Here is a 17,063-nt window from a genome sequence, read left to right on the forward strand (position 1 = left end):
CCGCGATGCTCGCCCGGATCTCCCGGCGGCTGGCCGGACTGCTGGCCACGCTCCTCGCCGCCTCCTTCGTCATCTTCGCCGCCGTGTACGCGGCCCCCGGCGACCCCGCCGTCTTCCTGGCCGGCGGCCGCGACAAACTCACCCCGGAGAAGCTGGAGCTGGTCCGGGCGCAGTACCACCTCGACGAGCCCCTCGTCGTGCAGTACGGCCGCTGGCTCGGCGACTGCCTCCACTTCGACCTCGGCCGCTCCTTCAAATACAGCGACCAGGTGGCCGACCTGATCGTCGCCCGCTTCCCGACCACCCTGGCCCTGGTGGCCTACGCGACCGTCCTCTTCGTCGTCCTCGGCGTCGGCGCGGGCATCCTCGCCGCCGTCCGGCGCGGCACCTGGGTCGACTCGGCCGTCGTCGGCGGTACGACGCTGGCGGCCTCGGTCCCCTCGTTCGTCTCCGCCATCGCGCTCGCCGCCGTCTTCGGCGTCCAGCTCGGCTGGTTCCCCGTCACCGGGGGAGGCGAGGGCTTCACGGGCACCCTGCACCATCTGACCCTGCCCGCCCTGGCGCTGGCGCTCGGCGCGCTCGCCATCATCAGCCGGGTCACCCGGCAGGCGATGGCCGACGCCGGGGCCGCCGACCACGTGGAGGCCGCCCGCTCCTCCGGCATCCCGGAGCGCGAGATCGTCCGCCGCCACATCCTGCGCAACGCGCTCGGCCCGATCGTCACCATGTGCGGACTGGTCATGGCCGGAATGCTCGCCGGCACGGTCGTCGTGGAGACCGCGTTCGGCATCAGCGGCATCGGCTCGCTGCTCGTCGGCGCGATCAACACCCACGACTTCCCCGTCGCCCAGGCGGTCCTGCTGCTCATGGTCACCGGCTACATCGTGGTCACCACCCTCGTCGACCTCGTCCACCCGCTGCTCGACCCGCGCGTGAAGGAGGCCGCCGCATGACCGCCCCGACCCTGGCCCCGGCCCCGGTGAAGATCCCGGCCGCCCGGCGTCCCTACGGGGCGATCCTCGCGGGCGCGGTCCTCGGCCTGGTGGTGCTCGCCGCCCTCCTCGCCCCGCTGATCGCCCCGTACGCCCCCGACGCCATCGACCTCTCCGCCTCGCTGGCCGGGACCACGGGCGACCACCTCCTGGGCACCGACTCCTCCGGCCAGGACCTGCTGTCGCGGGTGCTGTACGGAGCCCGCACCAGCCTCGTCGCCCCGGCGCTCCTGCTCGCCATCGCCGCCGTGCTCGGCATCGCGCTCGGCGCCCTGGCGGCCTGGCGCGGCGGCTGGGCCGACACCGTCATCTCCCGGCTCACCGACGTCATGTACGCCTTCCCGGGGCTGCTGTTCACCGTGCTGATCATCGCGGTCTTCGGCGCCGGAATGACCACCTCCGTGCTGGCGCTCGGCCTCGCCTACACGCCGACCGTCGCCAAGTACACCCGCTCCGTGGCCATCGGGGAGCGGCGCAAGCCCTACATCGACGCCTACCGCGTCCAGGGCATGGGCGGCCTGCGGATCTGCGCCTTCCACCTCGTCCCCAACCTCGGCCGCTCCGTCATCGGCTATCTGGTGGTCCTCTTCGGCGAGGCCCTGATGTCCCTGGCCACGCTCTCCTACCTCGGCTTCGGCGCCCAGCCGCCCAGCTCCGACTGGGGGCTGATGGTGCAGGAGGGGCAGGCCGCCGTCGTCCAGGGAGCGCTGCTGCCCGCCCTGGTGCCCGGCATCGCCATCGCCCTGGTGGTCGTCTCCTTCAACGTCGTCGGGGTCCGGGCCGCCGACCGACTCGCCAACGGGAGGTAGCCGCCCATGCCATCCGCCGCAGCGGGACACGACACAGCGGCCCTCGCCGCACCGGGAAGTGACACCGTGCTCCTCGACATCGACCACCTCACCCTCCGCCTCCCCGGCACCGCCCGGCCCGTCCTGGACCAGGTGTCCCTGCGGGTCGCGAGCGGCGAAGTCGTCGGCCTGGTCGGTGAGTCCGGGTCCGGCAAGTCCACGACCGCCAAGGCCGCCCTGCGCACCCTCCCCGAAGGGACGGCCCTCGACGGTTCCGTACGGGTGGCGGGCCGCGACGTCCTCGCCCTGCGCGGCGAGGAGCTGCGCGCCCACCGGGCCCGGACCGTCGCCCTGGTCCACCAGGACCCGCGCGCCGCCCTCAACCCCGTCCGCCGCATCGGGGACTTCCTCGTCGAGCGGCTCGCCGCCGCCGGGACCGGGACGACCGGCGCGGCGGCCCGGGACCGTGCGGTCGAGCTGCTCGCCGCCGTCGGGCTCGACGCACCGGAGCGCCGGGTCCGCCAGCGCCCGCACGAACTCTCCGGCGGGATGCTCCAACGCGTCGTCATCGCCGGGGCGCTGGCCGCCGAGCCCCGGCTGCTGCTGGCCGACGAGGCGACCAGCGCTCTGGACGTCACCACCCAGGCGGAGATCCTCGCCCTCCTGCGCACCCTGCGCGCCGAACGCGGCCTCGGCCTGCTGTTCATCACCCACGACCTGCACCTGGCCGCCGCCTACTGCGACCGCGTGTACGTGATGTACGCGGGCCGGGTCGTCGAGGAGCGGACCGCCGGCGACCTCTTCGACCGGCCCCGTCACCCCTACACCCGGGGGCTGCTGGCCTGCTCGCCGACGCTGGGGGAGGAACACCGGGAGATCCGCCCGATCCCCGGGAAGCCGCCGTCGCTGGCCGACGCCTTCGCGGGCTGCCCCTTCGCGGAGCGCTGCCCCGACGCCGAACCGGAGTGCGCGACCTGGCGGCCCGAGCCGGTGGCCCTCGCGGACGGCGGTACGGGCTCCGCCGCCTGCCGCCGGCTGCCCGAACTCCTCCCCGTACCGCAGACCACGAAGAAGGACGGCAGCCGATGACGCTCTCCCCGGGAAAGGAAGCGCCGGGGCGGGACCCCGCGCCGCTGCTCGCGGTCGAGGGGCTGCGCAAGACGTACCCGCTGCCCGGCAAGGGCCGCCTGACCGCCGCCGACGGCATCGGCTTCACCGTCCCGGCCGGCGGTTCGCTCGGGATCGTCGGGGAGTCCGGCTCCGGCAAGACGACCGTGGCCCGGATGCTGGTGGGCCTGGTCCGCCCGGACGCCGGAACGGTCCGAGTCCAGGGGCGGGCCCGGGGACTCACCGCCCCGCGCGGCAGGGCCGCCCGGCTGGCCCGCGCACGGGAGATCCAGATGGTCTTCCAGGACCCCTACCTCTCGCTCGACCCCCGGCTCACCGCCCGCCGCTGCCTCACCACGGCCCTGCGGCTGCACGGCCGGCCGGCGGAGCTGGCCGACGGCCTGCTGGACCGGGTGGGCCTCGGCGCGCGCGAGGCCGAGGCCCTGCCGCACGGGCTCTCCGGCGGGCAACGCCAGCGCCTGGCCATCGCCCGCGCGCTCGCCGTCGACCCGAAGGTGCTGGTCCTGGACGAGGCGGTGGCGGCGCTCGACGTGTCGATCCAGGCCCAGATCCTTCACCTGCTCGACGGGATCCGCCGGGACACCGGGGTCGCGCTGGTCTTCGTCAGCCACGACCTGGCGGTGGTGCAGCACATCACCGACGAGGTCGTCGTGATGCGGCGGGGAACGGCCGTCGAACAGGGCCCGACCGCCGAGGTGCTCGCCCACCCCCGCGACCCCTACACCCGGCTGCTGCTGGCCTCGGTGCCGCGGGCCGGCTGGGACCCGGCCGACGCGGTCGCCGCCCGGTCGGCCGTGGCCTGACGGACCGGCCGCACGCAGGCCGGCCGCACACAGGCAGGAGCCCCGTTCCTCCGCCGAAGCGGGAGAGCGGGGCTCCTTGGGTACTGCTATGTACGGCCGCGATCGACCGACCCGGGCAACTAGGCCGGGGTGACGTTCTCAGCCTGCGGACCCTTGGGTCCCTGAGTGACGTCGAAGTTCACGACCTGGTTCTCCTCGAGGGAGCGGAACCCGGACGCGTTGATCGCGGAGTAGTGAACGAAGACATCCGGGCCGCCGCCGTCCTGGGCGATGAAGCCGAAGCCCTTTTCAGCGTTGAACCACTTGACGGTTCCGGTAGCCATAAGCCCTCCTTGGGCCAAAGGGTTGCCCTGCTCCAGAACCTGCAAACAAGTCTGAAAACTACAAAAGCCTGCGGGTTACATGCTCCGCAGGCTCTGTACTGCAAGGGAAACCAAACTGCAACTTGCGGGCGAGCCTAGCACGCGGCCTCTGGCGAGCGGTAGAGGGAAAGATCACTTCACCCGAATGTTTGACGGCCTTCGTCGGGCGTTCGGAGAGGGCCCCCGGAAGGGGGCGTGCGACAGGGCGCGGGCGGGGCGTGGGACGGGGTGCGCGGGCCCCGGTGATGCTCGCGGGCGGCTGCGGGTCTAGCCTCGCGATGTGGACAATTCAACCGACTCAACCGTCTCCCCCCGTGAAGGCGACGACGACCGCCGCAGTCGGCCCCGCGTCGGCCACATCCAGTTCCTGAACTGCCTCCCGCTGTACTGGGGCCTGGCGCGGACGGGGACCCTGCTCGACCTGGAGCTCTCCAAGGACACCCCGGAGCGGCTCAGCGAGCAGCTGATCGAGGGGGAGCTGGACATCGGCCCGGTCACCCTCGTGGAGTACCTGCGCAACGCCGACGACCTGGTGGCCTTCCCCGACATCGCGGTCGGCTGCGACGGGCCGGTCATGTCCTGCGTGATCGTCTCCCAGCTCCCGCTGGAGCAGCTCGACCGGGCCCGGGTGGCGCTCGGCTCGACCTCCCGCACCTCGGTGCGGCTGGCGCAGCTGCTGCTGGCCGAGCGCTACGGCGTGCGCCCCGACTACTACACCTGCCCGCCCGACCTGGGGCTGATGATGCAGGAGGCGGACGCCGCCGTGCTGATCGGCGACGCCGCGCTGCGCGCCAACCTGCACGACGCCCCCCGGCTCGGGCTCCAGGTCCACGACCTGGGCCAGATGTGGAAGGAGTGGACGGGGCTGCCGTTCGTCTTCGCCGTCTGGGCGGCCCGCAAGGACTTCCTCGCCGCGCACCCCGAACGGACGGCGCAGGTCCACGAGGCGTTCCTGGCCTCCCGGGACCTCTCCCTGGAGGAGGTCACCAAGGTCGCGGAGCAGGCGGCCCGCTGGGAGGCCTTCGACGCGGAGGTGCTGGAGCGGTACTTCACGACGCTCGACTTCCGCTTCGGCCCGGACCAGCTGGCCGGCGTCCGCGAGTTCGCCCGCCGCACGGGCCGGGACACCGGCTACCCGGCCGACGTCCGGGTGGAGCTGCTCGGCGGCTGAGCGGCTGAGTGACCGACCGACCGACCGAGTGAACGAGTGACCGGGTGACCGGGTGACCGGGCGGCTGAGCGACTGAACCGGGGAATGGAGGGAATTCTCTTTCCGTCCCCGCGAAAGGGAATGGGAGAGGCCGTGCGACAACACATTCGCGCCTTTCCCCGGGCGAAAAGATCCCTTCCTGACCGGAGAAGGGGGAATGGTCCGGCCGTTTCCCGGTGACCGCGCCGTTGGCGCCCCCTAGGCTTCGGTCCGGGTCCGGACCGTCCGCCGGGTTTACCGTCCACGGGTCCATCGTCCGCAGGGTTCACAGGGGGAGTCCATATGCAGCCGCTGGAAGCGGGCGAACCGCGCACCATCGGTTCCTACCGGCTGCTCGGCAGGCTCGGCGCGGGCGGTATGGGCCGGGTCTATCTCGGCCGCAGCGCGGGCGGGCGCACGGTCGCGGTCAAGGTCGTCCACCCCCACTTCGCCCTCGACGAGCAGTTCCGCGCCCGGTTCCGGCGCGAGGTGGAGTCCGCCCGGCGCATCGGCGCCCAGTGGACCGCGCCCGTCCTGGACGCCGACCCGGACGCCCCGGTGCCCTGGGTGGCCACCGGTTACGTCGCCGGGCCGCCGCTCTCACAGGCGATCACCGAGCACGGCCCGCTGCCCGAGCACGCGGTACGCACCCTGGGCGCGGGGCTCGCCGAGGCCCTCGCCGTCGTCCACGGGCAGGGCATCGTCCACCGCGACGTGAAGCCGTCCAACGTGCTGCTCGCCCTCGACGGGCCCCGCCTCATCGACTTCGGCATCGCACGGGCCCTCGGCGCGACCGTCTCGCTCACCTCCACCGGGGTCTCGGTCGGCTCGCCCGGCTACATGGCGCCCGAGCAGATCCGGGGCCGGGACGTCTCCGGCGCGGCCGACGTCTTCTCGCTGGGCGCGGTCCTCGCGTACGCGGCGACGGGCGCGGCCCCCTTCCCGGGCGACTCCTCCGCCGTACTCCTCTACAAGGTGGTCCACGAGGAACCCGAACTGGGCGACCTGGAGGGCGAACTGCGCGAGGTGGTCGAGGGCTGCCTCGCCAAGGACCCGGCGGCCCGGCCCGCCCCGGCCGATCTCGCCCGGGTGCTCGCTCCCGGCGGGGCGGCGGCGATGGTGGCGGGCGGCTGGCTGCCGGGCGGGCTGGTGCGCGAGGTGAGCCGGTCCGCGGTGGCGCTGCTGGACCTGGAACCGCAGGACGCGCCGGTGCAGTCGGGGCCGGTGCCGTTCAGCAGCGCGTCGCTGGGGGCGTTCCCGGGAACGGCCGCGCCGAGCAGGAGCGGGCCGTTCGGCTCGCCCGCCCCGGGCCCGCCGGAGGCGCCGTACGGGACCTCCCGTCCGCAGGAGGCGCCGCGGGAAGCCCCGTACGGGACACCGCGCCCCCAGGAAGCGCCGCAGGACGTGCCCCAGGAGGCGTCGCAGGACGTGCCGTACCGGACCCCGCACCCGCAGGACGACGCGTACGGGACGCCGCATCCGCAGGACGACACCTACGGGACGCCCCCGCCCCCGCCTCCGACGCCTCCGCGCGGGAAGCCCGCCTCCACCGTGCCCCCGCCCCCCACGCACGCCGGGACCTACCGCCAGGGCGGCGACGGCGCACACGGCGCGCACGGGCTGCCGGGCCAGCGCGCCGGCGACCCCCGCCTCTCCCTGACCGTCAGCGCCGAGAACCGGCGGACCACCGGGGAACGCCGGGGCCGCCGTGTCAGCTGCACGGTCGCCCTGGCCGTGGCGGGCGCGCTCGCGGTCGTCACCTTCGGCACGGGCCTGCTCGACGGCTTCCTCCCGAGCGGCGACGCCGACCGGAACCGGGGCAACGACGCCGCGGCCACCCCGTCGGACTCCGCCTCTCCGCCCGACTCCGGGAAGCCGACGCCCGCCGAGTCCGCCGACGCGGGCGGGGCCCAGGTCGGCGAGCTGCCGAAGACGTACCTGGGCACCTGGAAGGGGCCGGTCACCGAGAGGACCACCGGTCAGCCGCACGGTACGCTCACCGCGGTCTTCACCGAGGGGAAACGCGGCGAGCGGGTCGTCCGGATGAGCACGACGATCTCCCAGCTCGGTATCACCGTCACCTGCAACAGCGTCGGCACCCTCGCCTCCGGCACCGCGAAGGAGCTGAACATCCGCGAGCGGACCGACCCGGACCGCCCCAGCACACCGGGCCTGTGCACCAGCACCGAGGCGGACGTGGTCTTCCGCCTCACCGGCGACGGCACCCTGGACTACCGCTCGAAGGAACGCGCCGCGGGTCTCCCGTACGGCGAGCTCACCCGGTCCGGCGGCTGACGGCGTCACGGGCTGGCGTAGGCTGGATCGGTCCGAGGAACGTCAGTAAAACCGCCGAAAGGTGACAGCCCGGTGACCGAGAAGGCCGACCTTCAGCCCGTCCTCGACCGAGCCGCCGAAGGCGGTCGGATCACCCCGGAGGAGGCGCTCGACCTCTACCGGTCCGCGCCCCTGCACGCGCTGGGCGCCGCCGCCGACGGCGCCCGCCGCCGCCGCTACGCCGGTACGGAGCACATCGCGACGTACATCATCGAGCGGAACATCAACTACACCAACGTGTGCGTGACGGCCTGCAAGTTCTGCGCCTTCTACGCCCCGCCCAAGGACACCGCCAAGGGCTGGACCCGGGACCTCGACGACATCCTGCGCCGCTGCGCGGAGACCGTGGAGCTGGGCGGCACCCAGATCATGTTCCAGGGCGGCCACCACCCGGACTTCGGCGTCGAGTACTACGAGGAGCACTTCTCCGCGATCAAGAAGGCGTACCCGCAGCTGGTCATCCACTCGCTGGGCGCCTCCGAGATCGAGCACATGGCCCGGATCTCGAAGGTCTCCGCCGAGGAGGCCATCAGCCGGATCCACGCCGCCGGGCTCGACTCCTTCGCCGGCGCCGGCGCCGAGCTGCTGCCCGCCCGGCCGCGCACCGCCATCGCCCCGCTCAAGGAGTCCGGCGAGCGGTGGCTGGAGATCATGGAGATCGCGCACGGCCTCGGCGTCGAGTCCACCTCCACCATGCTGATGGGCACCGGCGAGACCAACGCCGAGCGCATCGAGCACCTGAGGATGATCCGGGACGTCCAGGACCGCACGGGCGGCTTCCGCGCCTTCATCCCGTACACCTACCAGCCGGAGAACAACAAGCTGAAGGGCCAGACGCAGGCCACGCTCTTCGAGTACCTGCGGATGATCGCCATCGCCCGGCTCTTCCTGGACAACGTCGCCCACATCCAGGGCTCCTGGCTGACCACCGGCAAGGAGGTCGGCCAGCTGTCGCTGCACTACGGCGCGGACGACCTCGGCTCGATCATGCTGGAGGAGAACGTCGTCTCCTCGGCCGGCGCCAAGCACCGCTCCAACCGGCTGGAGATCATCGACCTGATCCGCAAGGCGGACCGGGTCCCCGCGCAGCGCGCCACGACGTACGAGCACCTCGTCGTGCACGACGACCCGGCGATGGACCCGGTCGACGAGCGCGTGGTCTCGCACATCTCCTCCACCGCGATCGAGGGCGGCACGGCCCACCCGGAGCTGAAGCTCCTCAACGCCAACTGACGTATCCATGCTGACGATTCACGCCGCGCCCCTGCTCCTCCCGGTCGGCGCGGCGCCCGTCGTGGACGGTGCGGTGGCGGTGGACGGCGACCGGATCGCGGCCCTCGGCCCCTACGAGGAGGTCACCGCCGCGCACCCGGCGGCCCGGGTCCGCCGCTGGCCCGGTCTCCTCACGCCCGGACTGCGCCAGGACCGGGCCCGCGAGCTGCTCACCCGCTGCTACCACCCCGACCCCCGCGAGGCCGACGAGCTGGGCGAACTCCCGCTCCGGGGCGAGGCGTTCGAGCGGCTGGCGGCGACGATGGACCCGGCCCGGCGGGCCGGCAGCGTCCGGCGCGGGCTCCAGCGAATGCTGCGGCACGGCACGACGCACCTGGCGGGCCCCCTCGACACGGAGGACCTCGCCCTGCGCACGGCCGTCGCCCGGTCGGGCCTCGTCCGGCTCCCGCCGTCGCCCACGCCCCCCGGCCCTTCGGACCTGGACCCCTTCGCCGCGGGCGGCGACCTGGTCGGCACGGCGGGCGCCCCGCTGACGGTGGGCGGCCGGGCGGACCTCGCGGCCTTCGACGTCCCCGACGAGGCGGCCCTCCGCGCGGGCGGGGCGCGCGCCTGCGTGGCGACGGTCCTCGCGGGGCGGCTCGTGCACCGCGCCCGCTGAGACGGGGGGCCGGCTCACCGCGGGAGGCTCACGGCACCTTCGGGCCGCCCAGGTAGCGTCCCTTCGCGTCGTACGGCCAGGCGTTGGCGACGCAGCCCTTCAACCCGTCGATCTGCTGCATCATCGCGGGCGCGGGGCGCCCCTTCCCCGGGCAGGTCTCGTGGCCGCGCCCCAGCCAGTGGCCGACCTCGTGGTTGACGATCAGCGCCCGGTACTCCGACACGGGCCCGTCGAACTGCGGCGAACCGAGCTGCCAGCGCTTCAGGTTGACCATCACCTTCTCGCCGCCCCGGCAGTTGACCTCGCCGCGCGTCCTCAGGCCGTACTCGCCGCAGATCCGGTCCGTCGTCGCCGGGGTGGCGATCTTGATCACCAGCCCGGCCGGTCCGCCGGCGACCTGACGGAACGTGTGATCGCCGTCGTGGCTCCAGCCGCGCGGATGGGCGAGAACGGCGGCTATCTCCTCGGCGGCCCGGTCGGGGTCGACGCCGCTGCCGTCCTCCACCTCGACCCGGTAGGCGCTGCCCCTGCCCTTCGCGTCGACTCCCGCACGGGCCACGGTGAACGTGCCGGGACCCGAGGCGGGGATGTCCTCGGCCCGGACGTCGCCGTCCTTCCCGTCCGAGGCCGAGGCGGTCGCGGAGGGGGACGGCGGGGGAGTGGACGGAGGAGGGTCCTCCAGCGGCTCCGACGCGTTGTCCGGTCCGCCCGCCGGGGCCGTCCGGGACGAGTCCGGCGCCGACGCGTCCGCCGGGCCGCCCCCGCCCTCCCAGGGACGGCCGACCAGCAGGGCCGTGCCCGCGACGGCCACGAGGGCCAGCACGGCGAGCGAGGCCGCCCGGCGCCGGTCGCGGCGTCTGCGCCGCACCAGCGAGCGGGCCGACGACCGCGCGCGGCCCGGTGCGGGGGCAGGGGCCCGGGGCGGCGGCACGCGCAGCCGGAACGTGTCCTCGTCGCGGTCCGGTTCGCCGTACGCGCGCGGCAGGGTGCCCGTGGGCCGGCGGCGCGTCACGAGGCGGCCCCGCTCAGCGGCACCGGGTTCGCGTCGGCGTACGCGATCAGCTCCCGGAACCGCGGGCTCTGGACGACCCGGACCAGGTCCCCGGCGGTGACGGGAGCGCCGCCCGCCCCGGACGGCGCGGGCGAGACGGACAGGGCCACCGTGCTGCGGCCGGAACGGTACTGGAGCGAGACCTCCGTGCCCGTCCGGCCCTCGGCGGGCTGCCGGTACACGCGGGCGGGCGTGCCGTCGTCCAGGGTGAGGTCCTCGCAGGTCAGCCCCTTCTCCGGGATGTCGCGACAGGCGGGCGCCGGGCCCCCCGACTCCGGACGCACCGCCAGGAGGACGGCGTGCACGATGGAGCCGCGCCGCCCCTGATAGCTCTCCGGGCCGCCGCCGACCGGCAGGACCGTCCCGACCGACGCGGGCAGCAGGGCGTCCAGCGCCCCGGCCGCCTGCTGCCGGAAGTCCTCCAGCCGCTGGGCCTCCTCGGGGCCGAGACCGGTCGGGACCGACGGGGAGGGCGTGGAGAAGGGGGGCGCCGGGGGCACGGGCGCGGTGTCCGTGGGCACGGGGGTGGACGTGGGGCTCGGCATGTCGGTGCGTGGCTCCGTACGTTGGGGGGACGGGGTGGGCGCGGGCAGGGAGAGGGACGGGCCGGCGGGCGCCGCGGGCCCCGCGTCGGGTCCGGCCGGCAGCCAGGGGCCGAGCACGGCGAGGCCCAGGGTCACGGCGGTGACCGCGACGAAGGTGCCCGCGACCGCGAACGCCCGGGTCCTGGCCCGCCGTCGGTGCCCCTCCCGGACGGCGTCGGGGACCAGGTCGGGCTGGAGGGACAGCGGGCCCGCGGTCCGGTGCAGGGCTTCGCGGAACAGCTCTTCGTCGTGCGTGCGGGGCGGCAGGTGCTCGTGCGGTTCGGGGATCATGACCGGCCCTCAGCTTCCGGTGGAGTAGAGCTGGGCGTCGCCCATCCGGGCGCGCAGTCGGACGAGAGAACGCGAGCACTGGCTCTTCACCGTCGACTCGCTGCACCGCAGCAAGGAGGCCACGGTCTCCACGCTCAGGTCGTCCCAGTAGCGCAGGACGACCATCGCCCGTGCGCGGGGCGGGAGTTCGGCGAGCAGGGCGAGCAGCGTGACCCGGAGGTCGGCGCCCGGTGCGGGATTGGGCTGCGGGCGGGGCGCGTTGCGTCCGTGGGCGAGCAGATCGGTGACGGTGCGGCGGCGTTCGGCCACGAAGGTGCGGACGAGCACGGTCTTGGCGTAGGCGTCGAGGTTGTCCGCCCGGCTCGCCTTCCGCCAGTGCTGGAACAGCTTGGCGAGCGTCGTCTGCGTCAGGTCCTGCGCGCCCTCGACGTCTCCGCACAGCAGGTAGGCCGTCCGGTACAGCCGGCGCTGCCCGGCCCGCGCGTACGCCTCGAACGCGGCGCCCTCGCCGTCGGCCATGGCGGGCTCAGCACCTGCCGGCATGCATCCGCCCTCCTCTCTCCTCGCGCTTCCGTGCTCCCCCGGAGTCCGCCCCCTGGGCGGACTCCCACCCCTTACAGAGCACCCGTGTGCCGAAAAGGTTGAAGAGAAGTGAAGATCAGTTCGAGGGGGGTGCCGGCCGGGCCCCCGGTCTGCTGTTCGGTCGGCTACTCGATGGGCGCCCGCCGCTCCACGCACCGGTGCCACCGTTCCACGCAACGGTCCCGGGGTGTCTCACTTCCTGGCGGAGCCTGGTGTCCGCGTGAAGCGCTGTGCTAGAACAGCGCCCGTGACAGTCGATCGTTTTCTGGTGGAGTGCCTCCCCATCGATCTCTGCCGCGTCTCCAGCGCTTGTTGTTGAGCCTGCCGCGGCATCCTCAGTGATGCCCCTGTGACGCCTGAGCGCGTCGTCCCCGGCAGCCGCGCCTTCCGCGTCTCCCGCGCCTTCTCCGCACCCGGTCCCCGCCCCTCGCGTCCTCGCGTTCCCGGGGCGGCCGTCCACCCTCCCCTCCCTCCGGCCTGTCCGCAGGTCCGGCGACGCTCCATGACTCCGGAGACCCCTCCATGCCGACCTCCCCGTCCGTGCGGAAACGGACCGCCGAACCCGCGGAGCCCGCCGGACCCGTGACGCCGGTCCCGCCGGCCGCTGCAGGCGGCGTCCGTCGCCGTCCCGAACGTGCCGCCCTGCTGCGCCGTATCGGCCTGCGCGTCCTCGCGCTCGCCGTGCTGCTCGGCCTCTGGCAGCTGGTGACCGCGCTCCAGCTGTGGTCACCGGTGCTGGTGCCCTCGCCCGCCGCCGTGTGGAAGGCCCTGCTGGAGACCTCCGGTACCCACGACGGCGTCCGGGGCTACCAGGGCCACACCCTGATCGAACACCTCGGGATCAGCCTGCGCCGGATCTTCGTCGGGGCCGGGGCGGGCGTGGTCGCGGGCCTCGTGGCCGGTGTCCTCATGGGGACGCTGCCGTGGGTGCGGGTGGTGCTGGAGCCCGCGGTGGCGTTCCTGCGGACCCTGCCCCCGCTCGCCTACTTCAGCCTGCTGATCATCTGGTTCGGCATCGACGAGGCGCCGAAGCTCTGGCTGCTGGCGATCGCGGCGATGCCGCCGGTCGCCGTCGCCACCGCCTCCGCCGTGGCGTCCGCGCCGACGGCCCTGGTCGAGGCGGCCCGCGCGATCGGCGCCCGGCGCGGACAGGTCGTCACCTCCGTCGTGCTGCCCTCGGCGCTGCCCGAGATCCTCGTCGGCGTCCGGCTCGCCTTCGGCATCGCGTACTCCTCCGTCGTCGCCGCCGAGACCGTCAACGGGCTCCCGGGGATCGGCGGCCTGATCCGCGACGCACAGCGCTACAACCAGTCCGACACCGTCGTGCTCGGCCTCTTCGCCATCGGCCTCTCCGGGCTGCTCATCGACGCGGCCCTGCGCCTCCTGTCGGACCGGCTCGCCCCGTGGCGCGGCCACACCTGACCGGCCCGCTCCTCCCGTCCACCCACCTCCCCTCTCGTACGAAGGACACCCACAATGCCCCGATCACGCGGCCCGCTCCGCATCGCCTCCCTCGCCGCGGCCCTGGGCTCCCTGCTGGCGATGACCGCGTGCGGCCAGGGCGGCTCCGGCGACGGGGGCGACGGCGGCAAGACGATACGCATCGCCTACCAGGCGTTCCCCAGCGGCGACCTGATCGTCAAGGAGAAGGGCTGGCTGGAGAAGGCGCTCCCCGGATACCGGGTCAAGTGGACCAAGTTCGACTCCGGGGCCAGCATCAACACCGCCTTCGTCGCCGGGTCCGTGGACCTCGCCGCGATCGGGTCCAGCCCGGTGGCCCGGGGGCTCTCCGCGCCGCTGAACATCCCGTACGAGGTGACCTGGGTGCTCGACGTCGCCGGGGACAACGAGGCGCTGGTCGCCCGCAACGGCTCCAAGGTCTCCTCGGTGAAGGACCTGGAGGGCAAGAAGGTCGCCACCCCGTTCAGCTCCACCTCCCACTACAGCCTGCTCGCCGCGCTCGACCGGGCCGGGGTGGACGCCTCGAAGGTCCAGCTCCTCGACCTCGAACCGCAGGACATCCTGGCCGCCTGGACACGCGGCGACATCGACGCCACGTACGTCTGGCTGCCGACACTGGAGGAGCTGAAGAAGACCGGCAAGGTGATCGTCTCCAGCCGCGAACTCGCCGCCGACGGCAAGCCGACCCTGGACCTCGGCGTCGCCTCCACCGCCTTCCTCAAGGCCCACCCGGACGTCCTGCCCGCCTGGCGCACAGCGCAGGCCCGGGCGCTGGACCTGATCCACGACGACCCCGACGCCGCCTCGGCGTCCGTGGGCAAGCAGCTCGGCATCAGCCCGGCCGAGGCGGGCTCCCAGCTGAAGCAGGGCATCTTCCTCAAGCCCGCCGAGCAGGCCGACGCCAAGTGGCTCGGCACCCCCGGCAAGCCCGGCGGCCTGGCCGACAACCTGCACAGCGCCGCCCGGTTCCTCGTCGACCAGAAGCAGATCGACGCCGCACCGGACATCGAGGCCCTGCGCGGGGCCATCCACGCGGAAGGGCTCAGCGATGCCGTCAGCCCCTGACACCGGGAAGACCCTGGCCCCGGAGCCCTCGGCTCCGGAGGCCCACGAGGCCCACGAGGCCCACGAGGCCCACGAGGCCCACGAGGCCGGGTCCGTCGTCTCCGTACGGGACGTCCGGCATTCCTACGGCCGGGGCGCGGACGCGGTGACCGCACTCGGTCCCCTCTCCCTGGAGATCCCGGCCGGTGAGTTCCTGGTCCTCGTCGGCCCCTCCGGCTGCGGCAAGAGCACCCTGCTGCGGCTGGTCGCGGGCTTCGAGCACGCCACCGAGGGCGCGGTGGAGGTGTTCGGCGAGCGCCCCGACCCCGGCGGCCGGGCGGGCATCGTCTTCCAGCAGCCGCGACTCTTCCCCTGGCGCACGGTCGGCGACAACATCGGCCTGGCGTTGAGGTACGCGGGTGTGCCCCGGGCCGAACGGGCCGAGCGGACCGCGGAGTTGCTGGAGCGCGTCGGCCTCGCGGGCACCGCCCGCCGCCGCATCTGGCAGATCTCCGGCGGCCAGCAGCAGCGCGTCGCCATCGCCCGCGCCCTGGCGGGCGGCAAACGGCTCCTGCTGCTGGACGAGCCGTTCGCCGCGCTCGACGCCCTCACCCGGGAACGGCTCCAGGAGGACCTGCGCACGGTGAGCGCCGAGACCGGGACCACCTCCGTCTTCGTCACCCACAGCGTGGACGAGGCGGTCTTCCTCGGCACCCGCGCGATCGTCCTCACCAACCGTCCGGGGACCGTCGCCCTGGACCTCCCCATCGACCTGCCCCGCACCGGAGCCGACCCCGACGAACTGCGCGGACTGCCCGCGTACGCCGCGCTGCGCGCCGAGATCGGCACGGCGGTGCGCAACGCGGCCCGCTGACCCGGCCCCGTACACCGAGAGGAGAAGGACCATGACCATCACCACCCCGCCCCCCGCCCCCGTCCTGCGCGAACACCGCGTGCCCGCCGACGGCCTGTACGAGGGCCCGCGCGAGCTGCGCCGGGTCCCGGAGGGCCGGCCCGACCTCCCGTACGAGCGCTTCCGGCTGGTTCCGCTCGGCCGGGTCATCGGCGCGGAGATCCACGGCGTCGACCTGTCCCGCCCGCTGGAGGCGGCCCTGCGCGCCGAGCTGGACCGGGCACTGCTGGAGTGGAAGGTGCTGTTCTTCCGCGACCAGCACCTCACCTCGCACCAGCAGCGCGCGTTCGCCGGGCACTGGGGCGAGCTGGAGACCAACCCGCTGCTCGCCACCGGCGACGACCCCGAGGTCGCCCGTCTCGACCGCAGCACCGTCCCCACCTTCGAGAACATCTGGCACGCGGACGTCACCTTCCGCGAGCGCCCCGCCCTCGGCGCGGTCCTCCAGCTCCGCGAGGTCCCGCCGGCGGGCGGCGACACGCTGTGGGCCGACATGGCCGCCGCCTACGACAACCTCCCCCAGGAGGTGAAGGAGCGCATCGAGGGGGCGCGGGCGGTGCACGACTTCATCCCCGGCTTCTCCCGCTTCTTCCCGCCGGAGCGGCTGGCGGCGCACCAGGAGCGGTTCCCGCCGGTCGAGCACCCGGTGGTGCGCCGCCACCCGGTCACCGGCCGCCGCACGATCTTCGTCAACGCCTCGTTCACCACCCGGATCGTGGGCTTCGGGCGGGAGGAGAGCGACCGGCTGCTGCGGCTGCTCTTCCAGCAGGCGCACGCCCCGGAGTACCAGGTGCGGTTCTCCTGGCGCGCCGGCGACGTCGCGTTCTGGGACAACCGGGCCACCCAGCACTACGCGGTCAACGACTACGCCCCGCACCGCCGGGTCGCCGAACGTGTCGCGATCGCGGGAGACCGCCCCCACTGATCCCCGCGGCCGGGCTGCTTGAATGGACGGGTGACCCGAGCCTCCCTGGAAAAGCAGCCGCACGAAGTCGCCTCGATGTTCGACGGTGTGGCGGCCAACTACGACCTGACCAACGACGTGATCTCGCTCGGCCAGGCCCGGCTGTGGCGCAAGGCGGTCGCGGCGGCGGTCGACGCCCGCCCCGCGCAGAAGATCCTCGACCTCGCGGCCGGTACGGCGACCTCCTCGCAGCCCTTCGTGAAGGCGGGCGCCTACGTCGTGCCGTGCGACTTCTCGCTCGGCATGCTCAGGGTCGGCAAGGAGCGCCACCCCTGGATGCCGTTCACCGCGGGCGACGGGATGAGGCTGCCGTTCAAGGACGAGACGTTCGACACCGTCACGATCTCCTTCGGGCTGCGCAACATCCAGGACACCGAGGTCGCGCTGCGCGAGCTGTACCGGGTGACGAAGCCCGGCGGCCGGGTCGTGATCTGCGAGTTCTCCCAGCCGACCTGGACCCCGTTCCGCACGGTCTACACGGAGTACCTGATGCGGGCGATCCCGCCGGCCGCCCGCGCGGTGTCCTCCAACCCGGACGCGTACGTCTACCTCGCCGAGTCCATCCGCGACTGGCCCGACCAGCCCGCCCTCGCCGCACTGCTCCAGAAGGCCGGCTGGTCGAAGGTCGCCTGGCGCAACCTGACCGGCGGCGTGGTGGCCCTGCACCGGGCCACCCGCGCCTGAGT

General features: G+C 73.9%; 17 protein-coding genes. 13 read left to right on the forward strand and 4 right to left on the reverse strand.

Translation table 11 applies throughout. The features are described from left to right. Positions 1-5 precede the first annotated feature (5 nt). From OG245_RS22080 to OG245_RS22095, 4 genes are read left to right on the forward strand one after another with little or no spacing between them, the layout of a single operon-like run. Positions 6-953 (forward strand): ABC transporter permease, encoded by a 948-nt coding sequence (locus tag OG245_RS22080; protein ID WP_371625216.1) that lies wholly within the window; start codon positions 6-8, stop codon positions 951-953. Beyond that, entirely contained in the window at positions 950-1,801 is an 852-nt protein-coding gene (locus OG245_RS22085) for an ABC transporter permease (RefSeq protein WP_371625217.1), read from the forward strand. The genes OG245_RS22080 and OG245_RS22085 overlap by 4 nt, the downstream gene beginning before the upstream one ends. A gap of 6 nt (positions 1,802-1,807) precedes the next feature. Beyond that, positions 1,808-2,869, forward strand: coding sequence for an ABC transporter ATP-binding protein (locus tag OG245_RS22090; protein ID WP_371625218.1), 1,062 nt, complete (start codon positions 1,808-1,810; stop codon positions 2,867-2,869). After that, the gene (locus tag OG245_RS22095; protein ID WP_371625219.1) at positions 2,866-3,711 is read left to right on the forward strand and encodes an ABC transporter ATP-binding protein; all 846 of its coding nucleotides are present in this window, start codon (positions 2,866-2,868) and stop codon (positions 3,709-3,711) included. Before OG245_RS22090 ends, OG245_RS22095 begins: the two co-directional genes overlap by 4 nt. A gap of 119 nt (positions 3,712-3,830) precedes the next feature. Here the strand turns inward: OG245_RS22095 and OG245_RS22100 are convergent, their stop codons facing one another. Then, positions 3,831-4,034, reverse strand: a complete 204-nt coding sequence (locus OG245_RS22100) for a cold-shock protein (protein ID WP_003967102.1) — start codon at positions 4,032-4,034, stop codon at positions 3,831-3,833. Between the two features lie 319 nt (positions 4,035-4,353). On the opposite strand from OG245_RS22100, the gene OG245_RS22105 reads away from it, so the two are divergent. From OG245_RS22105 to OG245_RS22120, 4 genes are all read left to right on the forward strand, one after another. Then, on the forward strand, positions 4,354-5,244 hold the full coding sequence (locus tag OG245_RS22105; RefSeq protein ID WP_371625220.1) for a menaquinone biosynthetic enzyme MqnA/MqnD family protein: 891 nt from the start codon (positions 4,354-4,356) through the stop codon (positions 5,242-5,244). Between the two features lie 321 nt (positions 5,245-5,565). Next, a complete protein-coding gene (locus OG245_RS22110; RefSeq protein ID WP_371625221.1) occupies positions 5,566-7,557 on the forward strand; it encodes a protein kinase in 1,992 nt (663 codons plus the stop codon). Positions 7,558-7,629: 72 nt separating this feature from the next. Continuing rightward, a complete protein-coding gene (gene mqnC, locus OG245_RS22115) occupies positions 7,630-8,829 on the forward strand; it encodes a cyclic dehypoxanthinyl futalosine synthase (protein ID WP_371625222.1) in 1,200 nt (399 codons plus the stop codon). Between the two features lie 7 nt (positions 8,830-8,836). Further along, a complete protein-coding gene (locus OG245_RS22120; protein ID WP_371625223.1) occupies positions 8,837-9,487 on the forward strand; it encodes a hypothetical protein in 651 nt (216 codons plus the stop codon). A 28-nt stretch (positions 9,488-9,515) separates the two neighbouring features. Here the strand turns inward: OG245_RS22120 and OG245_RS22125 are convergent, their stop codons facing one another. Genes OG245_RS22125 through OG245_RS22135 form a run of 3 tightly spaced genes read right to left on the reverse strand, consistent with a single transcriptional unit; the run spans position 9,516 to position 11,932 of the window. Next, a complete protein-coding gene (locus OG245_RS22125; protein WP_371625224.1) occupies positions 9,516-10,499 on the reverse strand; it encodes a DUF3152 domain-containing protein in 984 nt (327 codons plus the stop codon). Next, positions 10,496-11,413 carry a hypothetical protein gene (locus OG245_RS22130; protein WP_371625225.1) on the reverse strand — a complete coding sequence of 306 codons (918 nt, stop codon included), beginning with the start codon at positions 11,411-11,413 and terminating at the stop codon, positions 10,496-10,498. Before OG245_RS22130 ends, OG245_RS22125 begins: the two co-directional genes overlap by 4 nt. Before the next feature lie 9 nt (positions 11,414-11,422). After that, positions 11,423-11,932 (reverse strand): SigE family RNA polymerase sigma factor, encoded by a 510-nt coding sequence (locus OG245_RS22135; RefSeq protein ID WP_371627949.1) that lies wholly within the window; start codon positions 11,930-11,932, stop codon positions 11,423-11,425. A gap of 585 nt (positions 11,933-12,517) precedes the next feature. On the opposite strand from OG245_RS22135, the gene OG245_RS22140 reads away from it, so the two are divergent. From OG245_RS22140 to OG245_RS22160, 5 genes are read left to right on the forward strand one after another with little or no spacing between them, the layout of a single operon-like run. Then, positions 12,518-13,417 (forward strand): ABC transporter permease, encoded by a 900-nt coding sequence (locus tag OG245_RS22140; protein WP_371625226.1) that lies wholly within the window; start codon positions 12,518-12,520, stop codon positions 13,415-13,417. A gap of 54 nt (positions 13,418-13,471) precedes the next feature. Next, complete coding sequence (locus OG245_RS22145) at positions 13,472-14,521, forward strand: ABC transporter substrate-binding protein (RefSeq protein ID WP_371625227.1); 1,050 nt, start codon at positions 13,472-13,474, stop codon at positions 14,519-14,521. Then, complete coding sequence (locus tag OG245_RS22150) at positions 14,505-15,374, forward strand: ABC transporter ATP-binding protein (protein ID WP_371625228.1); 870 nt, start codon at positions 14,505-14,507, stop codon at positions 15,372-15,374. The genes OG245_RS22145 and OG245_RS22150 overlap by 17 nt, the downstream gene beginning before the upstream one ends. 31 nt (positions 15,375-15,405) lie before the next feature. Continuing rightward, entirely contained in the window at positions 15,406-16,338 is a 933-nt protein-coding gene (locus OG245_RS22155; RefSeq protein ID WP_371625229.1) for a TauD/TfdA dioxygenase family protein, read from the forward strand. Between the two features lie 30 nt (positions 16,339-16,368). Then, positions 16,369-17,061, forward strand: coding sequence for a demethylmenaquinone methyltransferase (locus tag OG245_RS22160; RefSeq protein ID WP_371625230.1), 693 nt, complete (start codon positions 16,369-16,371; stop codon positions 17,059-17,061). Positions 17,062-17,063 lie beyond the last annotated feature (2 nt).

Source organism: Streptomyces sp. NBC_01116 (assembly GCF_041435495.1).
GTDB lineage: Bacteria > Actinomycetota > Actinomycetes > Streptomycetales > Streptomycetaceae > Streptomyces.

Bases quoted from the DNA above. Each gene is read 5' to 3' on its own strand.
- OG245_RS22080 (WP_371625216.1), top strand. From the start codon at position 6: ATGCTCGCCCGGATCTCCCGGCGGCTGGCCGGACTGCTGGCCACGCTC.
- OG245_RS22085 (WP_371625217.1), top strand. From the start codon at position 950: ATGACCGCCCCGACCCTGGCCCCGGCCCCGGTGAAGATCCCGGCCGCC.
- OG245_RS22090 (WP_371625218.1), top strand. From the start codon at position 1,808: ATGCCATCCGCCGCAGCGGGACACGACACAGCGGCCCTCGCCGCACCG.
- OG245_RS22095 (WP_371625219.1), top strand. From the start codon at position 2,866: ATGACGCTCTCCCCGGGAAAGGAAGCGCCGGGGCGGGACCCCGCGCCG.
- OG245_RS22100 (WP_003967102.1), bottom strand. From the start codon at position 4,034: ATGGCTACCGGAACCGTCAAGTGGTTCAACGCTGAAAAGGGCTTCGGC.
- OG245_RS22110 (WP_371625221.1), top strand. From the start codon at position 5,566: ATGCAGCCGCTGGAAGCGGGCGAACCGCGCACCATCGGTTCCTACCGG.
- OG245_RS22120 (WP_371625223.1), top strand. From the start codon at position 8,837: ATGCTGACGATTCACGCCGCGCCCCTGCTCCTCCCGGTCGGCGCGGCG.
- OG245_RS22130 (WP_371625225.1), bottom strand. From the start codon at position 11,413: ATGATCCCCGAACCGCACGAGCACCTGCCGCCCCGCACGCACGACGAA.
- OG245_RS22135 (WP_371627949.1), bottom strand. From the start codon at position 11,932: ATGGCCGACGGCGAGGGCGCCGCGTTCGAGGCGTACGCGCGGGCCGGG.
- OG245_RS22140 (WP_371625226.1), top strand. From the start codon at position 12,518: ATGCCGACCTCCCCGTCCGTGCGGAAACGGACCGCCGAACCCGCGGAG.
- OG245_RS22145 (WP_371625227.1), top strand. From the start codon at position 13,472: ATGCCCCGATCACGCGGCCCGCTCCGCATCGCCTCCCTCGCCGCGGCC.
- OG245_RS22150 (WP_371625228.1), top strand. From the start codon at position 14,505: ATGCCGTCAGCCCCTGACACCGGGAAGACCCTGGCCCCGGAGCCCTCG.
- OG245_RS22155 (WP_371625229.1), top strand. From the start codon at position 15,406: ATGACCATCACCACCCCGCCCCCCGCCCCCGTCCTGCGCGAACACCGC.